19 protein-coding genes are annotated in these 21290 nt (G+C 38.8%); 5 read left to right on the plus strand and 14 right to left on the minus strand.

The window, feature by feature from the left end; genetic code table 11:
* Positions 1-185 precede the first annotated feature (185 nt).
* The 4 genes from mfd to pth all read left to right on the plus strand — a co-directional run bounded on the left by mfd (position 186) and on the right by pth (position 6294).
* On the plus strand, positions 186-3545 hold the full coding sequence (gene mfd / locus ASG01_RS06355) for a transcription-repair coupling factor (protein WP_055861525.1): 3360 nt from the start codon (positions 186-188) through the stop codon (positions 3543-3545).
* A gap of 127 nt (positions 3546-3672) precedes the next feature.
* Positions 3673-4596, plus strand: a complete 924-nt coding sequence (locus tag ASG01_RS06360) for a hypothetical protein (RefSeq protein WP_055861528.1) — start codon at positions 3673-3675, stop codon at positions 4594-4596.
* 99 nt (positions 4597-4695) lie between these two features.
* A complete protein-coding gene (locus ASG01_RS06365; protein WP_055861531.1) occupies positions 4696-5643 on the plus strand; it encodes a hypothetical protein in 948 nt (315 codons plus the stop codon).
* A gap of 87 nt (positions 5644-5730) precedes the next feature.
* Positions 5731-6294 (plus strand): aminoacyl-tRNA hydrolase, encoded by a 564-nt coding sequence (pth, locus tag ASG01_RS06370; protein WP_055861534.1) that lies wholly within the window; start codon positions 5731-5733, stop codon positions 6292-6294.
* A gap of 62 nt (positions 6295-6356) precedes the next feature.
* On the opposite strand, the gene ASG01_RS06375 is transcribed toward pth, so the two are convergent.
* From ASG01_RS06375 to ASG01_RS06410, 8 genes are all read right to left on the minus strand, one after another.
* Positions 6357-7952 (minus strand): SulP family inorganic anion transporter, encoded by a 1596-nt coding sequence (locus tag ASG01_RS06375; RefSeq protein WP_055861537.1) that lies wholly within the window; start codon positions 7950-7952, stop codon positions 6357-6359.
* A gap of 91 nt (positions 7953-8043) precedes the next feature.
* On the minus strand, positions 8044-8349 hold the full coding sequence (locus tag ASG01_RS06380) for a hypothetical protein (protein WP_055861540.1): 306 nt from the start codon (positions 8347-8349) through the stop codon (positions 8044-8046).
* A 24-nt stretch (positions 8350-8373) separates the two neighbouring features.
* Complete coding sequence (locus ASG01_RS06385) at positions 8374-9045, minus strand: carbonic anhydrase (protein WP_055861543.1); 672 nt, start codon at positions 9043-9045, stop codon at positions 8374-8376.
* A 152-nt stretch (positions 9046-9197) separates the two neighbouring features.
* On the minus strand, positions 9198-9752 hold the full coding sequence (locus tag ASG01_RS06390) for a serine O-acetyltransferase (protein ID WP_055861546.1): 555 nt from the start codon (positions 9750-9752) through the stop codon (positions 9198-9200).
* Between the two features lie 19 nt (positions 9753-9771).
* A complete protein-coding gene (locus tag ASG01_RS06395) occupies positions 9772-10923 on the minus strand; it encodes a glycosyltransferase (protein ID WP_055861549.1) in 1152 nt (383 codons plus the stop codon).
* On the minus strand, positions 10923-11486 hold the full coding sequence (locus ASG01_RS06400) for an acyltransferase (protein WP_055861552.1): 564 nt from the start codon (positions 11484-11486) through the stop codon (positions 10923-10925). Before ASG01_RS06400 ends, ASG01_RS06395 begins: the two co-directional genes overlap by 1 nt.
* Positions 11487-11489: 3 nt before the next feature.
* A complete protein-coding gene (locus ASG01_RS06405) occupies positions 11490-12647 on the minus strand; it encodes a glycosyltransferase (protein ID WP_055861556.1) in 1158 nt (385 codons plus the stop codon).
* Positions 12644-13486, minus strand: a complete 843-nt coding sequence (locus ASG01_RS06410) for a glycosyltransferase (RefSeq protein WP_055861559.1) — start codon at positions 13484-13486, stop codon at positions 12644-12646. Before ASG01_RS06410 ends, ASG01_RS06405 begins: the two co-directional genes overlap by 4 nt.
* A gap of 95 nt (positions 13487-13581) precedes the next feature.
* Between ASG01_RS06410 and ASG01_RS06415 the strand changes: the two genes are divergently transcribed.
* Positions 13582-14352 (plus strand): class I SAM-dependent methyltransferase, encoded by a 771-nt coding sequence (locus tag ASG01_RS06415; RefSeq protein ID WP_055861562.1) that lies wholly within the window; start codon positions 13582-13584, stop codon positions 14350-14352.
* A gap of 3 nt (positions 14353-14355) precedes the next feature.
* On the opposite strand, the gene ASG01_RS06420 is transcribed toward ASG01_RS06415, so the two are convergent.
* The 6 genes from ASG01_RS06420 to ASG01_RS06445 all read right to left on the minus strand — a co-directional run bounded on the left by ASG01_RS06420 (position 14356) and on the right by ASG01_RS06445 (position 21288).
* Positions 14356-15663 (minus strand): hypothetical protein, encoded by a 1308-nt coding sequence (locus ASG01_RS06420; RefSeq protein WP_055861565.1) that lies wholly within the window; start codon positions 15661-15663, stop codon positions 14356-14358.
* Positions 15663-16604, minus strand: a complete 942-nt coding sequence (locus ASG01_RS06425; protein WP_055861568.1) for a glycosyltransferase family 2 protein — start codon at positions 16602-16604, stop codon at positions 15663-15665. The genes ASG01_RS06420 and ASG01_RS06425 overlap by 1 nt, the downstream gene beginning before the upstream one ends.
* Before the next feature lie 6 nt (positions 16605-16610).
* On the minus strand, positions 16611-17549 hold the full coding sequence (locus ASG01_RS06430) for a glycosyltransferase family 2 protein (protein WP_055861571.1): 939 nt from the start codon (positions 17547-17549) through the stop codon (positions 16611-16613).
* A 23-nt stretch (positions 17550-17572) separates the two neighbouring features.
* The gene (gene asnB / locus ASG01_RS06435; protein WP_055861574.1) at positions 17573-19363 is read right to left on the minus strand and encodes an asparagine synthase (glutamine-hydrolyzing); all 1791 of its coding nucleotides are present in this window, start codon (positions 19361-19363) and stop codon (positions 17573-17575) included.
* Between the two features lie 106 nt (positions 19364-19469).
* Positions 19470-20291, minus strand: coding sequence for an FkbM family methyltransferase (locus tag ASG01_RS06440; RefSeq protein WP_157844176.1), 822 nt, complete (start codon positions 20289-20291; stop codon positions 19470-19472).
* 34 nt (positions 20292-20325) lie between these two features.
* The gene (locus ASG01_RS06445; RefSeq protein ID WP_055861580.1) at positions 20326-21288 is read right to left on the minus strand and encodes a hypothetical protein; all 963 of its coding nucleotides are present in this window, start codon (positions 21286-21288) and stop codon (positions 20326-20328) included.
* Positions 21289-21290 lie beyond the last annotated feature (2 nt).

Consider the following 21290-nt stretch of genomic DNA (forward strand, 5'->3'; position numbering starts at 1 on the left):
TGTTTATTGTAAAAATATGAATAATATTTTAAATTTAATTAGGAAATTTTTAATTCTAAAAACTCTTGTGTTTTTCGACATCAGTAAAACTTCTAAAAAATATTTAGCATTATCTTTGTACGACAGAAAACGGTTTTGGGAGAGGGTTCCAAAATCGATTTTGTCGTTTATATACCGATCTATTTATGCTAAAAAATATCAGTGAAAAGTTTCTGCCGGAACTTTTAAAAAAAGAATTCGGAAAAGAGATTTTCGCACCGCTCGATCAGCATCAGCACTTACATATCAAAGGAAACGCGGGTTCTTCGCCAGCGGTTTATGCTGCGGAGCTTTTCCTGAGCCGCAATAAAACCGTACTCTTTCTTTTGGATGACAAAGAGGAAGCACTTTATGCCAGTACAGAAATGGACGATTTGGTAGGAAAAGAAAATGTTCTGTATTTTCCGGCGACGCATCTGGAGCCTTATCAGATTGAAAAAACACAGAACGCCAATCTCGTGTTGCGTACAGAAGCGTTGAATATCATCAACTCCGGAAAGTCGCCGAAATTGATTGTCGCATACATCGGTGCGCTTGTCGAAAAGGTTTTAAAAAAAGAAGATTTCTCAGCAATTTCACATCAGATAAAAACCGGCGACCGTCTTGATTTTGATTTTGTGGATGAACTGCTTTCGCATTACAAATTTCAGCAGACCGATTTCGTTTCAGAGCCTGGCGAATTTTCTGTTCGTGGCGGAATCGTCGATGTTTTCTCTTACGCTAATGAAAAACCCTACCGCATTACTTTTTTCGGAAATGAAGTGGAAAGCATCAAAACTTTCGACATCGAAACGCAGCTTTCGGTAGATAAAGTAGACGGGTTTCAGTTGGTTTCTAATATGAATGAATCGACGGCTGCAAAGCGTGTTTCATTATTCCAGCTTTTGCCGGAGGACAGTTATATCGTTGCAAAAAATGTAAAAACCGGTCTGGAAAAAGTAAAATCTTTTTACGATAAATCCAGCGAGAAGTTTGAGCAGCTCAGCAAAGATATTGCGCATCTCACGCCGCGGGAGCTTTTTATTTCGGATGAAGAGTTTCTTTTCGATTTTAAAAAATTCAGAACACTCGATTTCAGTAATACAGGTTTTTTGAACAAAGACGCCGAAGAAATAAGAATTTCTCAGCTTCCGCAGCCTTCTTTTCACAAAAATTTTGAGATGCTGAAGGAAGATTTAGAAGAAAAACAGCAACAGGGCTACGAAACGTGGATTTCTTTTTCATCAGACAAGCAGAAAGACCGCCTGGAATCTATTTTTGAAGAACTGGAGCATAAAATTGCTTTTAAAAGTTTCAAATCTGAACTTCACGAAGGTTTTATTGACCATGATTACAAGCTTCTTGTTTATACCGATCACCAGATTTTTGACCGTTATCAGCGTTACAAAGCGAAGAATACTTTTGCTAAATCTGAGCAGCTGACTTTAAAAGATCTGATGTCGCTGAAAGTCGGCGATTATATCGCGCATATCGATCACGGCATCGGAAAATTCATGGGATTGGTGAAAGTGAACAACGACGGAAAAATTCAGGAATGTTTTAAACTCACGTATAAAAACGGCGACCTATTATATGTAAGCATTCATTCGCTTCACAAAATATCAAAATACAATGGCCCGGATGGGAAAGAAGTTGTTTTAAGCAAGCTCGGTTCGCCCGCCTGGAAGACTTTAAAACAGAAAACGAAAGCGAAAGTTAAACAGATTGCTTTTGATCTGATAAAACTGTATGCCGAAAGAAAAACGGCCAAAGGCTTTTCCTACGCGCCGGATTCTTATCTTCAGAACGAACTCGAAGCAAGCTTTATATACGAAGACACGCCTGATCAGGAAAAAGCGACCATTGATGTAAAAAATGACATGGAAGCCGAAACCGTGATGGACCGTTTGGTTTGTGGTGATGTAGGTTTCGGTAAAACAGAAATTGCTATTCGTGCCGCTTTTAAAGCAGCGACAGACAGCAAGCAGGTGGCGATTTTGGTTCCGACGACGATTTTGGCATTTCAGCATTACCGCAGTTTTAAAGAACGGCTGAAAGATTTTCCGGTGAATGTTTCTTACTTAAACAGGTTCCGTTCAGCCAAACAAAAAGCGGAAACCATCGCAGGTTTGAAAGACGGAAAAGTAGACATCGTGATCGGAACGCATCAGCTGGCTTCAGAAAAAGTGAAGTTTAAAGATCTCGGACTTTTAATAATTGATGAAGAACATAAATTTGGCGTTGCGGTAAAAGACAAACTGAAAACTTTGAAGGCAAACATCGATACGCTGACGCTTACCGCAACGCCGATTCCGCGAACGTTACAGTTTTCGCTGATGGCGGCGCGCGACCTGTCAGTGATTAAAACACCACCGCCAAACCGTCAGCCGGTAGAAACGCATATAATAGGTTGGGATGAAGAAATCATACGCGATGCGGTTTCTTACGAATTGCAGCGCGACGGACAGGTTTATTTTATCAATAACAGGGTTGAAAACTTAAAAGATATCGCAGGTTTAATTCAGAGATTGGTTCCCGATGCAAAAGTGGTAACCGGCCACGGTCAGATGGAAGGCAAGCAGCTTGAGCAGAATGTTCTTGATTTTATGGATGGTAAATACGATGTCCTTGTTTCGACAACGATTGTAGAAAGTGGTGTGGACGTCTCCAATGCCAACACAATTTTCATTAATGATGCACAGCGTTTCGGGATGGCCGATCTTCACCAGATGCGCGGAAGAGTAGGGCGAAGCAACAGAAAAGCGTTCTGTTATCTCATCACACCGCCGTTTGATATGATTACTTCTGATGCAAAAAAAAGACTGGAGGCGATTGAGCAGTTTTCGGATCTGGGAAGCGGTTTTCAGATTGCAATGAAAGATTTGGAAATCCGTGGTGCAGGTGATCTTTTGGGAGGCGAGCAGAGCGGTTTCATCAATGAGATGGGTTTTGAAACCTATCAGAAAATGATGCAGGAAGCTTTGGAAGAGCTTAAAGATGATGAAGATTTTGAAAATCTTTTTGAAAACGAAGAAGAACGTCAGAAGTTATTTAAGACCGTAAAAGAAGTGAATATTGATACCGATCTTGAGCTGATGCTGCCGGATGATTATATCTCAAGTACGGAAGAAAGACTTTCCCTGTATCAGAAACTGGCAGAAATTAATAATGAAAATGAACTGAAAAGTTTCGAAGCGGAACTCAGCGACCGTTTTGGTAAACTGCCGGAAGAAGCGGTGAATCTTTTAAAATCGGTTTCGCTGAAGTGGCTGGCGGCAGATATCGGGTTTGAAAAAATCGTGATGAAAAACGGGGTTTTCCTCGGGTATTTTCCGCAAAATCCGCAAGATAAATTTTATCAGACGAAAAAGTTTCATCACATGATTGATTTCCTGACTCAAAATCCGCATCAGGCGCAGCTGAAAGAGAAGGCGGCGAAAGACGGAAATCAGCTGATGATGCGCAAAGAAAAAGTGAAGAATGTAGATGAGGTAAATGTTTTGCTGAAACAGATACTTGACAATTAATTTGAATGATATTCAATCTAAGAAAATCTAAAAATGAAAGTTTTTAGATTTTTTTTGTTAGAAATAAAATATAAATACACTGGATGTGAAAAAATATTATATTTGTCGCCTTATAACTAACATTTTTATGAAAAAGAATTATTTTTTAAAAAGCATTATGATTATGCTTCTCAGTCTGCTTTTATCATGCGATAATACGACGGCAGATCCTATCAATCAGAATAACGTCAATCCTGCAACCGGCAGCAATGGAAGTACCGGAAGCACCGGAAGTAATGGCTCAAACGGTTCAACGATTACAGGCCCAAGAATTTTGCATAAAATAATGGCGGGTTCTGATGTGAATGAAGAATATGTAACAACAGCTGGAGTTCTGGAAAAAGCCATTATTAAAGAAGCCAGCGGGCCAAACTCTTATTTGGTGGGCTATGTAACATATACTTCAGGGAAAGTATCAAAGGTTAAATTTATTCATGAGGTAAACGGTGCGCCTGCAAATACGCTTTGGTACGAATTCAATATTACCTATGATGGCGGCGGAAAAATCAACAGCTCAGTTTGCTACACCGGCATGGGGACTTCTACGGCTTTTAATCAGACCATCGAATATGCGTATACATACGACGGAGCTGGTAAAATGACAAAAATTGTAGAAAAACGAAAATTAACAAATAATGTGTATTCGCACTTTACAAATTACGATTTTATCAACTCTGGCAATAACATTACTAAAGTATCACTGGTGCAGGGAACTACCAGCAACAGTGGCGTTCCGGATATGTCGAGCACAATGTCTTCTTCGTATGATTTTAGCTATGACACAAAAACCAATCCGTATACGACGCTTCCAAAAGCATATTTTGTAGTGCACAGTCTGATACATCCGTTTTATTTTGGAAATTTATCGGCAAATAATGTTTCAAGTTTCAGCATCAATTATCCGTCACCCGCACCGACAGTTCCTGGTGGTTATACTTATATGTATGACAGTCAGAATTATCCGGTATCAGATCAGACACAAACTACAAAGTACATCTACAAAGCGCTGTAATCAATTTTCATTGCTGTTATTACGCGATTTTAAATAAAAAAGTGCTTTTTGTGCAAAAAAAAATTATATTTGTAGAATTATAAATAATCCTTCTTTCAGATGAAAAAGTTTTTCTATATTTTTTTACTCATCGCAGGTGTTGCTTCACTGCACTCTTGCAAAGATTTAGTAGACGAGCAGGGAGATCCGCTGCTTGATCTTAATCAGAATTCTGGTTTCAACGGTCCTCGTGCCTTGTTTAGAGAAATTACCGACAAAGACACGCTCTATGAATACAGATATAATGGCCTGCAATTGAATCAGGTAATTACGAAGGGTAGAAAAAAAGGCAAAAGCTACACAAATATTAGCTGGAGCGGCGATAAAATCAGTAAAATTATGTTTTACGGATTTTTAGATGAAGACAGAAACGGCGTAATCGACAACGACAGTATCGCTTATACACAGTTGATGACGTACAACGCTGGCGGTAAACTGGAAACCATTTCAGAAAACAGATCGGTTTACAATTTGACAGCACCCGTACCACCCAGCACAATTCCTACACTTCCGTATGTTTTAAACAAAAAATACCGCACGGTTTACACAGTAAAATATACGGTTGCAACAGGAAAGATGAGCGGTATAAGCATGATTACCGGTGAAGATGTGACAGGAACACCGTTTGCGTATAAAAATTATTCTGAAACTACATATTCGTATTTAGGAGATAATGTGAGTGAAGTGATTAGAAGCTACGGAACACTTACAGGTACGGTACAGTCTGCGCCTACAGAGAAATACAGCTATGGTTACAGTGTGTACGATGATAAAATCAGTCCGTTTACATTGGTTCCTGTAGTGTACAAGATTTCAAGAATTCTGAGTATTTTGCGTAACGATTACGAAAGCCAGATGTTTTCACCGAACAGCCCAAGAAGAATTACAGTGTCCAATTTAATTCCTGCAATCCCGGTGACGACCATTTTCACTTCAAATTATAACTACGATCCTCAGACGTATATGTCAAAAGGTTTTGGTGTGAATTACATTTACAAACCATTATAAAATCTACTGTTAAAAATAAAACCCGGTTCTCATGCAGAATCGGGTTTTTTCATGTTTAAAGTTTATTTTTGCCTAAAATTTTTCATAATGAAATATCTGATCGTAGGTCTTGGAAACAAAGGCCCGGAATATGAAAATACAAGACACAATGTAGGTTTTAAAGTTGTCGGGAAAATTGCAGAAAAACTTGAAGTCTCTTTTAAAACATCAAACTTTGGCTGGCTCGCAGAAGGTAAATTTAAAGGCCGAAAAGTTTTTTTGTTAAAACCTGATACCTACATGAATCTCTCCGGCAATGCCGTGCGCTACTGGATCCAGAAAGAAAATATTCCGCTGGAAAATGTGTTGATAATCACAGATGATCTTGCTTTGCCTTTCGGAACTTTGCGGATGAAGGGGAAAGGTTCAGATGCAGGCCACAACGGATTAAAGAATATTAATGAAGTTTTAGCGACACAGAATTACGCCAGATTGAGATTCGGGATTTCTGCGGAATTCTCTGAAGGAAAACAGGTCGACTACGTTCTGGGAACGTGGAACGAAGAAGAGTTAAAAACACTTCAGGAGCGCATCGATCAGTTTGCAAAAGCAAGCCTTTCGTTTGTTTTTGCAGGAATTGGAAATACGATGTCTGCGTTCAACGGAAAGTAGATTTCAGATATAAAAATGGCTGTCAGATTTTACGTTGACAGCCATTTTTTGTTTAAATAATTTTAAATTGCCCTTTTGTGGGTAATCTCTACGTGAGAATCCTGATGCGATTCATAATCCTGATAGGAAGTTTTGAATCCCAGAAGTTCTACCGTAATATCTTCTTCTTTCGCCCTGATATTCGCGAAATCCTGAATCATTTCTAAAACATCGGTAGCAATATACGAAGTCGTTCTCGCATCAATAATCACAGTAGAATTTGGTGCGATGTTCTTGAGCGTTTTCTTGATCGCGGCTTTATTCAAAAACGATACTTCTTCAGCAAGTTTTATGGTAATTCCGTCTGCGCCTTCAAGTTTTTTTCTGCTGAGGTAATAGGCACGTTTCATATTTCCCTGGAGAATAAAAAACACAGAAATTGCCAGTCCGATTCCCACACCTTTCAGCAAATCAGTCGCAACTACAGCGACAACGGTCGCTAAAAACGGAATAAACTGAAACTTACCCAAATGCCAGAAGTGCAGAAAAGTCGCCGGTTTTGCCAGTTTATATCCTACCAATAGCAAAACGGCTGCGAGCGTTGCATAAGGAATGAGATTTAACAGAAACGGAATCGACAATACACAAATCAGCAAAAGTGCTCCGTGAATAATCGCAGAAGCTTTTGTTGTGGCGCCCGCAGTTGCATTTGCCGAACTTCTTACGACAACTGAAGTCATTGGCAATCCACCAATAAAACCGCTCAGAATATTTCCGATTCCCTGTGCTTTCAGCTCAAGATTAGTATCGGTAATTCTTCGCTGCATATCAAGCCGGTCTGAAGCTTCAATGCAAAGCAAAGTTTCAACAGAGGCCACCACGGCAATTGTAGCACCGCTCACCCAAACTTTATAATTGGTAAATCCGGCAAAATCCGGAAGTGTAATAAGGTTTTTAAGATCATCAAAATTTCGCGTTACCGGAAGCGAAACCAAGTGGTCTAAACCAACTGCAAGTGAACTTCCCGTTCTTTTAAACAGCTCATTGAGTAAAATCCCTACAATTACGGCAATTAGTGCTCCGGGAAGCATTTTCATTCTTTTTAGAGCGGGAATTTTATCCCAAGCTAATAAGATTGAAACGGAAACCAACGTTATTACGATGGCTCCGATGTTGATGGCACCATAAAGTTCAGAGAAATAATTCAGATTGATTCCGTTCGTGAAAAGCATTTCGTTGCCTTCATAATCTTTATCGAAACCCAAAGCGTGCGGAATCTGTTTTAGAATAATGATAATTCCGATCGCTGCAAGCATTCCTTCGATCACGTTGTTCGGGAAATAATTGGAGATACTTCCGGCGCGTAAAAAACCGAGTGCTAACTGAATAATTCCGGCAACGATACCGGCGCAGAGAAATAATTCGAATGCACCAAGATCGGTAATTGCGGTAAGCACAATCGCCGTAAGACCTGCAGCAGGCCCGGAAACTGAAATGTTAGAATTACTGATGCTGCCAATGACCAATCCGCCGACGATACCGGCAATAACGCCGGAAAGCGGCGGTGCTCCTGATGCCAGTGCAATCCCAAGGCATAAAGGTAGTGCGACAAGGAAGACCACAAGGCCAGACGGGAAATTCTCTTTGATATTCCCGAATAAACTGTTAGATTTTTTCATGTAAATAAAGACGTAGACTGATCTTTGAGAAATCAGTATTAAGAAAAATAATAAGGGAAAATGTGCCGCAGAAAAATTGCGGCTGAAAAAATTATGCTACAGCTTCCGGAGGCGGAGAGAAAATCGTAAGCAAGGGCGACAGATGGAAAGAATCGTCTGTCAGCACAAAGACGCTGTCTTTGGTGCCAGGCTCTGAAAACTTCACGTAATCAAATACGCTGAGGGTTTTCGGAAGGGCTTTTTCGGTAACGGTTAGTAATGAATTGGATGAGTGTGTTTCTTCTTCATTGAGCACAACATTGGTCCCGATCGATTTCCAGCCAAAAACCGCAGCGATGCTTGGCAGCGCCGTGAAGTTGAGGAAAACCAGTAAGGTGATCATGCTCCAGAATTTCATTTACTCATTTTTTTTGCAGAAAGCTTAGTGCGCTCTTCTGCTCATTACCCATTCGTCTTCGCTGAGGTTGTAGATTTTCTGAATGTCTTTCAACACTTTTTCAAAATCGATTTCCAGATCAATAATTTTTCCGGTTCTCAGGTCAAAAACCCATCCGTGTACCACAGGATACTCTTCCATGATGTATCTTTCCTGTACACACGCCATTTTAATCACATTGATGCACTGTTCAACTACGTTAAGCTCTACAAGTCGGTCGTAGCGCTTTCCTTCGTCTTCAATACCGTCAAGCTCTGCCTGGTGCGTTCTGTACACATCTCTAATGTTCCTCAACCATGGATTTAAAATTCCAAGATCCTGAGGCGTCATCGCTGCCTTCACGCCACCACAGTTGTAGTGCCCGCAAACGATAATGTGTTTCACTTTCAGATGGCTGACTGCATATTCTACTACAGAGGCTGCACTCATATCCAGAGAGTTTACCACATTGGCGATGTTTCGGTGTACAAAAACTTCTCCCGGCTTCGCACCCATCAGTTCCTCTGCGGTCGCTCTGCTGTCTGAGCATCCGATGTACAGATATTCAGGAGTTTGAGATTTCGCAAGTTCTTCGAAGAATGTTGGGTTGTTGCTGATTTTTGATTCTACCCAGTTTTTGTTGTTCTCGAAAATGGTTTCATACGATGATTTTGACATAAAATAAAATTTTAAAGATTTATAATTATTTAAATTCGTTTAAAACACTTTCAAATTCAATAGACTGAATCAATAACATTGCAAAAATAAACGATTTGATTTTATCTCAATCCATTTTAACAAAATTTTAATATGAATTTTAGCATCACATATTATACCACGTTATTGATATAACCGTCAGTTGCATTTTCGCGTGAAACGATCGTTGCAGGATTTCCCGACACAATTGAGTGATCCGGAACATTGAAGTTTACATAAGAATTTGGAGCAATAAGGACATCGTTACCGACCTTGATATTTCCCACGATTACTGCGTTTGTGCCAATCCAGACGTGATTTCCAATGGTTGGAGCACCGGCGTTTTTCCCACGGTTTTGCTGCCCGATGGTCACGCCCTGAGCGATATTGCAGTTTTTTCCGATAACCGTTTTTGGGTTAATTACAAGACTTCCCCAGTGTCCGAGATAGAAACCTTCCCCGATCGTAGTTTCAGGGTAAATCTGGAAACCATATTTAATCTGATAATGTCGCAAAATCAACTTCCAAATCGATTTCAGCAGAAAAGTATGCTGATATTTCTGAGCTTTTCTCAAAAGATAAACAAAATGAAGATTTGGGCTGAAACATCTTTTAATAATATCAATTCCGGAAAGCCAGCGGCCACTTTCACGGTAAAAATCTTTCTGTATGATCGAGCGTTCCTGCATGTTCTTTGTCGTTAAATGTTTACAGCGAATCCAGAATTTCACGGATTTTAGCTACTGAATTCTGAAGATTAAAAGGCATTTCATAATCTTTAAGTTTCTGTTGATATACAGCAAAACTTTCCGGATTTTCAAGCGCTTTTTTTATCCCCAAATAAATTCCTTCCTCGCTGTTTTCCACCATTAAACCCAACTCACCGTTTTGTAAAAGTTCACCGGCACCGGAAACTTCAGTGGCGATAATGTTCTTTTTTAATGCAATTGCTTCCGACAAAACCGTCGGAAAGCCTTCGTATCTCGAGCTCAAAACAAAATAATCTGCCTTTATAAAATAAGGATACGGATTGTCGCAAAATCCCAGCATTGAAAACGTTTTCTCAACGCCAAGTTCCGCAGTAAGGGTTTTTAAATTCTGAAAATCATAACCATCACCGATGATGATGATTTGATGCAGAAATCCTTCGTCCAGAAGTTTTTTATGAACGCGTGCGAGCCGGTCAAACCCTTTCTGCGGGAAAACGGTTCCGACAGAAATAAAGCTGGGTAAATGCTCTTTAAAAACAGATGTTGATAAAGGTTCTTCAGCCTGTGACAATATCATTTCAGTATCCAGCGGATTCGAGATTTTTTTAATTTTTGCCCGTTCAAAATCGTCTTTTGCATGATGCAGAAACAGGTCTTTGATTTTTTCTGAAATCACCATGATCACATCAAAACCGAAAAATTTCCGGATTTCTTTCGGTGTGTACGAAGTAATTTTAGAAAGATCATTGTGAATCCAGATGATTTTTTTTGAGGAAAGCAGCGGCGAATCCAGGATCTCATCGCGCATCCCGTGAATGGCAGCAAATTCAATATCATATACTTTCCGCTTCAGTTTGATCTGATAGAGAAAGTCGGGAAATTTTTTTAAAATCTTTTGGTAAACTACTCGGTACGCTTTCTCCGGCAGATCCTGAACGCGGTTGGTAGTGATCATTTCACCTTTATTCAGATAAATAACGTTGATCCACTTCGGAACTTCAGACAGATATTTTCCGGAATAGAGATTGAGCAGCAGATCGATTTCGTAAATATTTTCCGGCAGATTTTTAAGAAATGTCACCAGCACTTTTTCAGCTCCGCCGTGACGAAGCGAACCTATTCTGATGAGTATTTTCTTTTTTTCTGCCACTATTTCTTTACGGGTTTATAAGTATGCGGAAGATTGTTTTTAATGTACGCATCAAGTTTCGCCCTCGTCGGTTCTAGCTCCCGCGGGTACATCACATTACTGGCTAAGAGTTTGTCACCATATTCTTCAATTGTACAGATGAATTTTGCCGGAATGCCGGCGAAAACGCTTTTTGGCGGCATTGATGTTGTTAAAATTGAGCCAGCGCCCAAAATACAGTGGTCGCCGATTTCCACGCCAGGCATAATGATCGTGTCGGCACCGATGAAACACTGTTTTCCGATTTTTATTCGGCCGAAAGTGCGTACATCTTTATATTTTTCGAAAAAGTGTAACGCGTTTTGTCCGCCGTCGTGGTTAACAAAACGCACGTTATTTGAGAACGTTGTTTCGTCACCGATTTCAATTAAAAAAGGTTCGGTACCAAACTGCGGAACTTCTACAAAACGCACATTTTTGCCCACTTTTAAACCTTTTGCCAGGCATATTTTGAGATAAATCTGCTGAATCATCTGCTGGTACGACGTATGGATTTTTAAGATGAAGCGGTAGAGTAGTAGCATATATTAAGATCTTGCCAAATTGATGATGATATTTTCTACCGCATCAAAAATTTTACGGTTGTCAAACTGTTTTTCAATGTCATTAAGATTTTCCTGCAACTGCTGAACAAATTTGGGCTCACTGAGAAATTTCCTCATCGCATCATACATTTCCGAAGTTTCATAATTAATTAAGTAGCCGGTTTTGTTATGCAAAATCATCTCCGGAATGCCACCGACATTGGTTGAGATAATCGGTTTCTGCAAAATCAGAGCATCAGCAATAATCAGCGGCCAACTTTCAGACTCGGAAGGAAGAATAAAAAAATCTGCATTTTTTACGTAAGGGTAAGGATTTAAAAGCGATCCGAGAAACTGAAAACTGTCACTCACACGCAGTTCCTGAGCTTGTTTTCTTAAATTTTCTTTTTCGTCGCCGTCGCCGATGACAATAATGTGATGATCGAAGCCGTCTGCAAGAAGTTTCGCATGGGCTTCCATCAGTTTATGAAAACCTTTTCGGCTGTGGAGGCGGGCAACGGAAACGAAAACGGGTTTTTCTGGAAGTTGGGGAATGAAAGCATCTGCTTTTTCCTTTAATTCTTCAATCGGAATCGCGTTTACAATCACTTGATTTTCCGGTATTTTTAGATCGGGATAGGTTTTTATGAGAATATCTTTCGTCTGCTGCGAACCGAAAATAAAATAATCAAACTGCGGAATCTGCTTTAAAATGGTCGGAACCAAAGGCTGCAGTTTCGGAAGCGTAATATCTGAATGAAACCAGCCGATTTTCTTTGAATTTTTGTTTGCCGAATGTAGAACTGAAGAAAAAGCGGCGTACGTTGGCGCAATTTCAACATCGTAAAGATCCTGCAAAAGCCGGTGCGAAATGTGAGGGTTTTTATGCGCGCGCTGGAGTTTTATTTTTCGCGTTGCCAACTGTATTTTCTGCAAAATGCTGATCGCCGAAAAATCTTCGCGTCCTTTTGTCAGTGCTACTTTCCGTACATGTGATGGGATCTCGTCGCGAAGTTCGCCCTGGTTCAAATTTAAACAGAGTGTGATTTCAAATTTTTCTCTGGAAAGATGATTCAGCATACTCAAAACCACTTTTTCTACGCCGCCCATTTCCATGGAGCGGTGCCTGAAGAGCACTTTTATTTTTTTTTGATCACTCATTTACGCAAAAGTTTTTGAGATAAAACCTTCAGTTTCTTTTTTAGGCGAAACGGAATTTCAGTCTGGTAATTCAGTAAATCAAAAATTTCCTGTGGCGAAGAAGTTTCTGCCGGAATCTTTTTGCCGTTAATATGCGTAAGATTACGGCGTTTCATCGCAGCTAAAATTACTTCAGCAAAGTAAGCGCGGGATTTTGGTAAATTGCTGTTCTGGCTGATGCCGCCCGAGTGGGTTCGGTAAAAATAAAGAACTTCATCAATGAAGCGGACATCGCCTTTTTCGTACATTTTTAAATAGAGATCCTGATCTTCAGCGATTTTCAGCGAAGTATTTATTTTGGAAGTTTTTTTATAAATTTCCTTTTTAAATGTCACAAAATGAACGATATGTACCGGACAGTTGAAAAAATAATCATCACCGTTTGGAACCTGCATCGCCAGTTTGGGAACAGATAAAACCTTCATATTTTCGTCGCATTTAGCGAATTTGGAATAGGTGAGAACGGTGTTTTTTTCTTTCAAATAAATATCAGCGGCAGATTTTAATGCATTTGGTGCAATTGCGTCGTCCGGATCTGCAAAACCGCAGATCTCGCCTTTCGAAAGATCAATAAGCTTGCTTTTTGTAACACCAACACCGGAGTTTTCGGTATTAAAGTGAAGCCGAAAACGGGAATCATCTTTAATAATTTCCCGGATAACGTCTACCGAATTATCGGTGCTCGCATCATCAAGAATCACCGCTTCCCAGTTCTGATACGTCTGCGATACAATCGAATCGAAACAGTTTTTAAAAAACTTTCCGTTGTTGTAGTTGGCAATGAGTATCGAGAATTTCATGGTTTTTCTGTGGTGAAAATACAGACAAAGATAATAAGTATTCTGAGAAATCTTAAATGGATTAAAAATCTTATTTTTGTCGTGAAAAAATACACATGAGCGAAATTAATCGGGTGCTGAAAACCCTCATCGGTTACGCAAAAAGGCCGGATCTTTACCCGGAACTTGGCCGTAAAATCCTTAAAAACACCGTGAATCGCGGCAACGCTTTTAAGGGAAAAGAAAAAACGGTTTCTTGGGCGGCTTCCGAAGCGGTTTCTCAGCAGGAAATAATTTCAAAACTTTTTGGTATTAAAGAAGAAAATTTCAGACAGAATTTTAAAGAAATTCTTGCTGAAGCTTCGCAAAGAGAAAAAAACTGCCCGGTAAAAATGGGTGGCGCCGGAGCATTAGAATTGATTTTCTTTGCCTGTGAATTTACTCAGGCAAAAAATGTAGTTGAGACCGGTGTTGCGTACGGCTGGTCGTCGCTGGCTTCTTTGCTCTCTCTTAATAAACGGGGGGGCACTTTATACAGTTCAGATATGCCCTATTTAGGACAGAACGGCGATCAGTTCGTTGGTTTCGTCGTTCCTGAAAATTTAAAATCTCACTGGCAGCTTTTCCGGTTTGCCGATAAAGAATCTTTACCGAAAATTTTCGTTCAGCAAAATACTTTTGACGTGGTACATTACGACAGCGACAAAAGTTATGATGGTAGAATGTGGGCGTACAGCCAGCTTTATAAGCATCTGAGATCTGGCGGCGTTTTTATCAGTGATGATATCGGCGACAATTCTGCCTATCAGGATTTTTGCGAAAAAAATAAGATTGACACTTCTGTGGTGGAGTTTGAAGGGAAGTTTGTGGGGGTTTTTATTAAATAACATCTACTTTAAAACATCTTCAGCTTTAATAATACAGTTTCCCTCAGTTGTATTTTTTGATGATTGACTCTCCTCAAATTTCAATCCTTTATCGATAATCATTGATTTTAAAAGTAAAATCGGTGATGCCGAGCGCTGTTGTTTTAAATCAGAGAAAACGATAGTTGAAGGATAGTTATCTACAATTCCTTCCATTTTTTTGATATAAACTGTAATATTTTGCGAGTTTTTTACAACAGTAAAAATATTTAAAAGACAAATCAAAAGTGAAATTCCAGCATATATTTTCAAAGTTTGTTCAGGAATATTAATCAATACGAAAAACAGCAGAAAGAAGAATGCAATACTTTTGATACGAACGGTGTTGTCGATTTGCGTTGTATAATAACTGTAACCAATACCTAAGAATACGATACTAAAAGAAAATAAAAGAAAAATATCGAAATCTTTAAACGATTTTCTCTTTTTTAAAACAATGATTAAAGCGGATAGAAAAGTAATCACACCCGTATAGATGTGAAAAAAATTAATTTTCTGCTGTAGAATCTTATGTAAAATACCATTAAGAAAACTTAAATCTTTAGCCGAAGATGACAAAAATCCTGAAATGAAATCAAAAAAGCTGCATTGTGTAATAAGTAAATGATCTCTTGCTCCGAGAAAAGATCCGCAGTATAACTTATTGATACAGAGATATAAGATTACGCCAAGAATGGACGCATTTGTCAGTAAAACAAAACGCAAGAAAGTGAGTTTATTTTTGAGAAATAAGTACAGAAAAAATGCTGTAACAGAAACTAATATGAACAGCGCCGAAAATCTGGTTGCGGTTAACAGGAAAAAAAGCGCAAATAAAATAATGGGATATTTCCAGGAAAACTGATCTGTTGCTGTTTTGTATACGGAATATAGGATTAAAAAATTCAGTAAAAAAAAGAAAGGTTCGGAAAGTGATGATGAAAACTGACCTATAAACGGATAAAATGAAAACAGTATAAGAGTCTGTGTAAAAAAGAATTTTCTCCTGTAAGAGAATATGATGATGGATGCATAACTCAGCAAACTGATGACTTTTGAAGCGATAAAAAGACTTCCGGTAAAATTGCTGAAAATTTTGAGGAGAAATGCGTATCCCAATGGAAAATTGACTTTATACTCCCAAAAGTTCTGCGCCTGCAAAAAATACTGAATGCTGTCCGGCGACAGTTCACCGCTGGAAAATACCGTTTTAATACAAATAAAAGCGATGGCCGATAAAAATATAATTATTTCTGTAAGACCTTTTTTCTTATCTGAGTGTAAAAATTTCATCAAAAAAGATCATTTCTAAAATTAATATTGTACAATCCGGATCGGATAGTTTTGTAATCTGCAATCAGATATTTGGCAATCATCGACCATTTTTTCAGTCGGCGTGCGTGAGCAATTTCCCAGCTTCTGTGCATTCTTTCGATATGTTTTTGAATGTGTTCCGGGACTTTATTTTCACTTTGTGCCCACAAATTCACTTCCCGCCAAAGCAAAACACGGCTGTTAGATGGTTTTACTTTTTTACTGTCAACCTGCGTGATTCTGTTGTTTTCGTGCACACCGCGCATCGCAACTGCTTCGTTCAGAATTCCGGGGTAAAGATGAAGATAAAACGAGGTACGAAAAAGAAATTCGGTATCCTGATGGAGCCGCAAATGAGTTTTGAAATACGGATTTATTTTTTGATCTAAATTTTTCTTTCTCAAAGTAAGTGCATCAATACTGAAAAGTCCGAAACTGCCAAGCATATTCAGCTGTCCGGGAAAAACATCTTCAGGTTTGTGTTCTTTATAAACGGTTGTCAGTCTGTCACCAAAAACCGGAAAATATTGCTGTTTTGCTTTTTCCGAATAATAATGAACACCGATTGCACCGTACACTCCATGAACTTCAGGATTTTTAAAAAGCAGTTTTTCGGCATCAAAACGGTTCGGAAGATAATAATCATCGGCATCCAGAAAAGCAATAAAATCTCCTGTAGCTTTTGAAATTCCGAGATTGCGGCTGGCTCCGGCACCGTGATTTCCACGATCTTCATGTTGAAAAAGTTTTACGCGATCGTAAGTTTTCTCCAGTGTCCGGCAAACTTCCAGCGCATTGTCGGGCGACTGGTCTTCCACCAGAATTACTTCAAAAACTTCCGGAAACTGCAGTGCGGATTCTACAGCCTGCGAAACGTATTTTTCAGCGTTGTAAACGGGAATGATAACGGAGATTTTCATTGATGATCAGCGGTTTAGAAAGGTAAAACGGTATTTGGTTTTAAATAATTCAGGATTTTTTAAAGTTTCCGCAGTGATGTGAAAATATTTTTTGATTCCTGATTTTACCGCCAGATCGAATGCCTTATACTGCAGAAAAATTCTTTTCTTAAAAACAGGGTCAACCTTATTTTTTAACGCCCAATCATTAAGCGATTGCCAAAGTAGAAGCTGCTTCTGATTATATTGTAAGGAATACGTTTTGATTTTTGTAATCCGGTTATCGTCATGTACGCCACGTATGGCAATAGGTTTGTCGATAATTCCCGTTTTCAGATGACCGTGATAAGCCAGTTTTATAATGAAATCAGAATCCTGATGCACGCGTAGATTTTCATTAAACCAAAGATTGTATTTGATGAGTGCTTCGCGTTTCACAGTGAGTGTATTGAGATGGAAAAAAGTCCCGAAAGTTTTTGCCGTTAGGCCTAAAAGTCCTCTGAAAACTTCGCTTCCTTCTGCATGATAATTTACGGTTGTCAAACTGTTACCGTTAAATTTTTCCTGAAATTCTGCTTTCCCTTTTTCAGAAAGATATTCGGTTCCTAAAGCGCCAAAAATTCCGTCAACAACATTCTTAAAATGTGTTTTTTCAGCATCAAAGCGGTTGGAAAGATAATAATCGTCGGCATCGAGAAAGGCTATATAATCGCATGTTGCTTTACGCAAACCCAAATTTCTTGTCGCTCCGGCACCGTGATTTCCAAAATCTTCATGACGGTAAAGTTTTACTTTTTCGGATTTGTCAGCAAGTTTTTTACATAATAAAAGTGAGTTGTCAGTAGAACCGTCTTCCGCAAGTATAACTTCAGAAACTTCAGAAAACTGCAAAGCAGAATGAACCGCTTTCGACAGATATTCTGAAGCGTTGTAAACAGGAATGATGACCGAAATGTTAAAATTCATACTTTTATTTTTTGCAGAAATTTTTACTGCAAATGATTATCTGCCCAAAGCGCCAGCTGCAATAAACTCCACTGTTTTTCACCTTTATCCATAAAATTCTGTGCTGCATTAAAATCAATATAATTAAATATTTTCTGATTTTTATTTTTCAGTAATTCATCAGAAAGATTCTGAAGATTCTCCTGCAGAAACCAGTCTTCCACACTCATTCCAAAGCCCTGTTTTGAACGGTTTCTGATATTTTCAGTCCAGTAAGAACTCATGCTTTCACGCAAAATTATTTTGTCGTGGTTATTATTAATTTTTAACTGCTCAGGCAGCTGAATGCAGAATTCAGCAAAATCAACATCTAAAAAAGGCGTTCTCACTTCCAGAGAATTGGCCATCGCCATCCGGTCAGATTTTACCATCATATTTCCGGGAACATATTTCTCCAGATCGGTACGCATAATATCATTAAGAGAATGGGGATCGGCCGAAAAACTGTAAGGCTGGGAGAAATTTTCTGTAATACCCAATGCTTTTCTTTCATCGGAATTAAAAATATTTCGCACGCTGTTTTGGTGAAAATCCAAAATATTGCCGTGTTTCAGATTTTTCTGTGAGATGTAGGAAATTTCTCTGAGATTTTGATAAAGTTGCAAACCAAACTTTGCGGCGATATTTCGGTAGCTGAAATGATTCCGAAGCTGAGCTTCTGTTCTGTAAAAACTGTATCCGCCAAACAATTCGTCTCCCGCATCGCCGGAGAGTACAACCGTGAGATTTTCTTTCGCTCTTCTGCAGATTTCATATTGTGGCAGATAGGAGCGGTCGGCGAAAGGCTCATCAAGAAACGGTGAAACCTTCCGAAGCATCGTCGCAAGATCTTTTTTCTCTTCGCGGATTTCTATATGGTTTGTACCGTATTTTTCTGCAATTTCTTTCGCATATTTCAGTTCACTGTTTGCGTGGTCATAACCGAAACTGATGGTGGTTTGTGACGGAAGAAACTCGCTTACCAAAGCGACAATAGACGAAGAATCAAGTCCTCCACTTAGAAAACTGCCGACTTCTACGTCTGCAACGATTTGCTTTTGAACCGCTTTTTTCAGCAGGAACGTAAATTCTTCCTTTGCTTCAGAGAGACTTATTGTCTGATCTTTTTTAGGCAAACTGTAATAACGGTCTGTGTGGATTTTATTATTCTTGTATATGAGGATATGCGCAGGCGGCAGAGAATGGATATTGGTGTAAATGCTCTGATACGTGTTTACATAGCCATACTGCAGATAATGGGAAAGAGCATCACGGTTCACCACAGGATGTACGAGTTTGGAAGCCAGAATTGCTTTAATCTCCGAAGCAAAAATAAATTCGCCGTTTATTCCGGTAGCGTAATAAAAAGGTTTTTCACCGAAACGGTCGCGTGCGCAGAAAAGCTGTTGCTGTTTCTCATCCCAAATGGCAAAGGCAAACATCCCCGGAAGATCGTCAATCAGCTTATCTTGTTGTTCCTGATACATCGCAAGAATCACCTCGGTATCAGAATTTCCCTGAAACGGATAAGAAGAATATTTGGTTTTAATATTCTGATAACCATAAATTTCGCCATTCAGAACAATGCATTCGCTTTTTCCGGCAGAAAACATAGGCTGCTTACCGTTTTCCGAAAGATCTATAATTGAAAGTCTGCGGTGTCCCAGTGCCGCGTTTTCAAAAAACTCATGATGGTCAGCATCCGGACCGCGATGTGCAAGCGCGTCGGTCATTCTTCTTATTTCCAAAGAATAATTCCGTGCATTTGGAGCAATAATTCCGGCGATTCCACACATAGGTTTGTTGTTTATTAAAACTAATCTACAAATAGTTTTTAAAAGTATCTATTTCAGGTCTGGGTAAAAACTTTTTATATAATTCATTCTTCCGGTATGCAAACGATCAGTTATTTCTTGGCCTCACAATCCAGTTATCGGTTACATGAAGTTCTGAAAGGTTTGCTCGGAAAGTTTTTTGATTTCTCCTGGAGTAAATTTCAAAATCATTCATCAGGAAAAAATCGATCAGTTCATCTGCAGAATAGTTCCCTTCATTTTTAATGCAGCTTGGGCTGAATTCTAAAAATATAACAGGTCTGTTTTTAAGCAGAATATCTTTATTACTCAAAATCACAACAGCTTCATAACCTTCAACATCTAATTTTATGACATCAAATTTTAGATTTTCGGGCAGCACATTTTCTAAAAGATCTATCTGTATAGGAATTTGCTTGGAATTCTGAGTTTGATTAACCAGAGAACTTGCTCCAGCATTTTTTGAATTGTAGTTGATAAATGTTTTTTCTTTTTTATTGCCGATTGCAAAATTTTGCAGGGTTATATTTTTGTAGTGATTGGCATTAATGCTTTTTTTAAATTCTTCGAAAATCTCAGGGATAGGCTCAAAAGCGAAAATTTGCTTGCAGAAAGGTGCTAGAATTAAGCTGTGCTGACCGATATTGCTGCCAATATCCAGCATCGTTTTTTCTTTGGTAAGATGATCGCAAATATCGTCTATAATTTCTTTTTCATAAATTCCATGATCAAAAATATATTGATCTACGTAACCGAATTTCTTATTTAAAAATATTTTTACCTTATTTTCTTTGTAGTCAATTGTAAAAAGAGTTCGGTTGTCCAAAAACATTTTATTTTTTTTCCTTTTGACGAAATTTGAAATTCCTTCTTCAAAAAAAATCGATTTTAAGGATTTAATCAGATTCATGTTAATTGTTTTCTTTTGATGACTAACCTGATTATTAATCAATAAATACATTTTTAAACCTGTCCATCACAGGTTTGGGTAAAAACTTTTGATATAATTCCTTCGCCGATAGCGAAAGATCGCTTTCAAGCAATATTTTTTTCAGTTCATTTTCGTTTCGGTAATAATACGCGTTGTCTGCCAGCTGCATCTGATGCGCTTTTTCCGGGGAATCTGCAAAGGTAATTACAGGTTTGCCTTTCAGAGCAAATTCTGCGACAGTTATCCCAAAAGTTTCTCCTCTTTCGCGTGCGTGAAGCAAAGCATCGCAGGTGTTTATAAATTTCAGTTTAGAAATGACATCAGCGCTCGGTGGCAAAAATATGATATTTGGAAGAGAAGACTGCCACCATCTTTTCTGTACAAAAGAATCAACGCCCATAAAAATAAAAAAGACGTCTTTATATTTTGAGGCAATGTTGCGGATCGTTTTTTGGACAAATCTGATGTTAAAACTCTGTCCGCCACCGTAATACCCGAAAACTTTTGCATGTTTTGGAATTCTCAGCTGTGCTCTGAAATCATCCTGAGTTTCTGTTTCAAAATTTACCATGTGGGGAACGAAAGGATATTCACAATTGGTCATTTCCAGACTAAGCCATTCTGAAACATAAGCGTACACATCGCCATGCGGTTCAAAATGTTTAAAAACACTGTGAATTGCCGTTTTGCATTCAGTGGTTTCTATTCCGTCGCGGTCACCGTTTTTTATGGCGTATAATAAATCAATCTGATTTTTTTTAATGATGTTATCGACCTCACTAAAATCGGTATACTCAAAAACTTCAAATCTTTTCCTGAATTTTTCGATACCGAGCGGATGATTTGTAGGCAGCGTTTTATTATAAACAATCACCGATTCGTTACCGAGATATTTTTCGTTAAAATCTGCGTAGTCATACAGCGCTATGGAAGTCCCTCGGTAGTTGAGTTCGTTTTCGTGAAAGAGAATCTTCATAC

This window comes from Chryseobacterium sp. Leaf180, from assembly GCF_001424585.1.
Classification (GTDB): Bacteria; Bacteroidota; Bacteroidia; order Flavobacteriales; family Weeksellaceae; genus Chryseobacterium.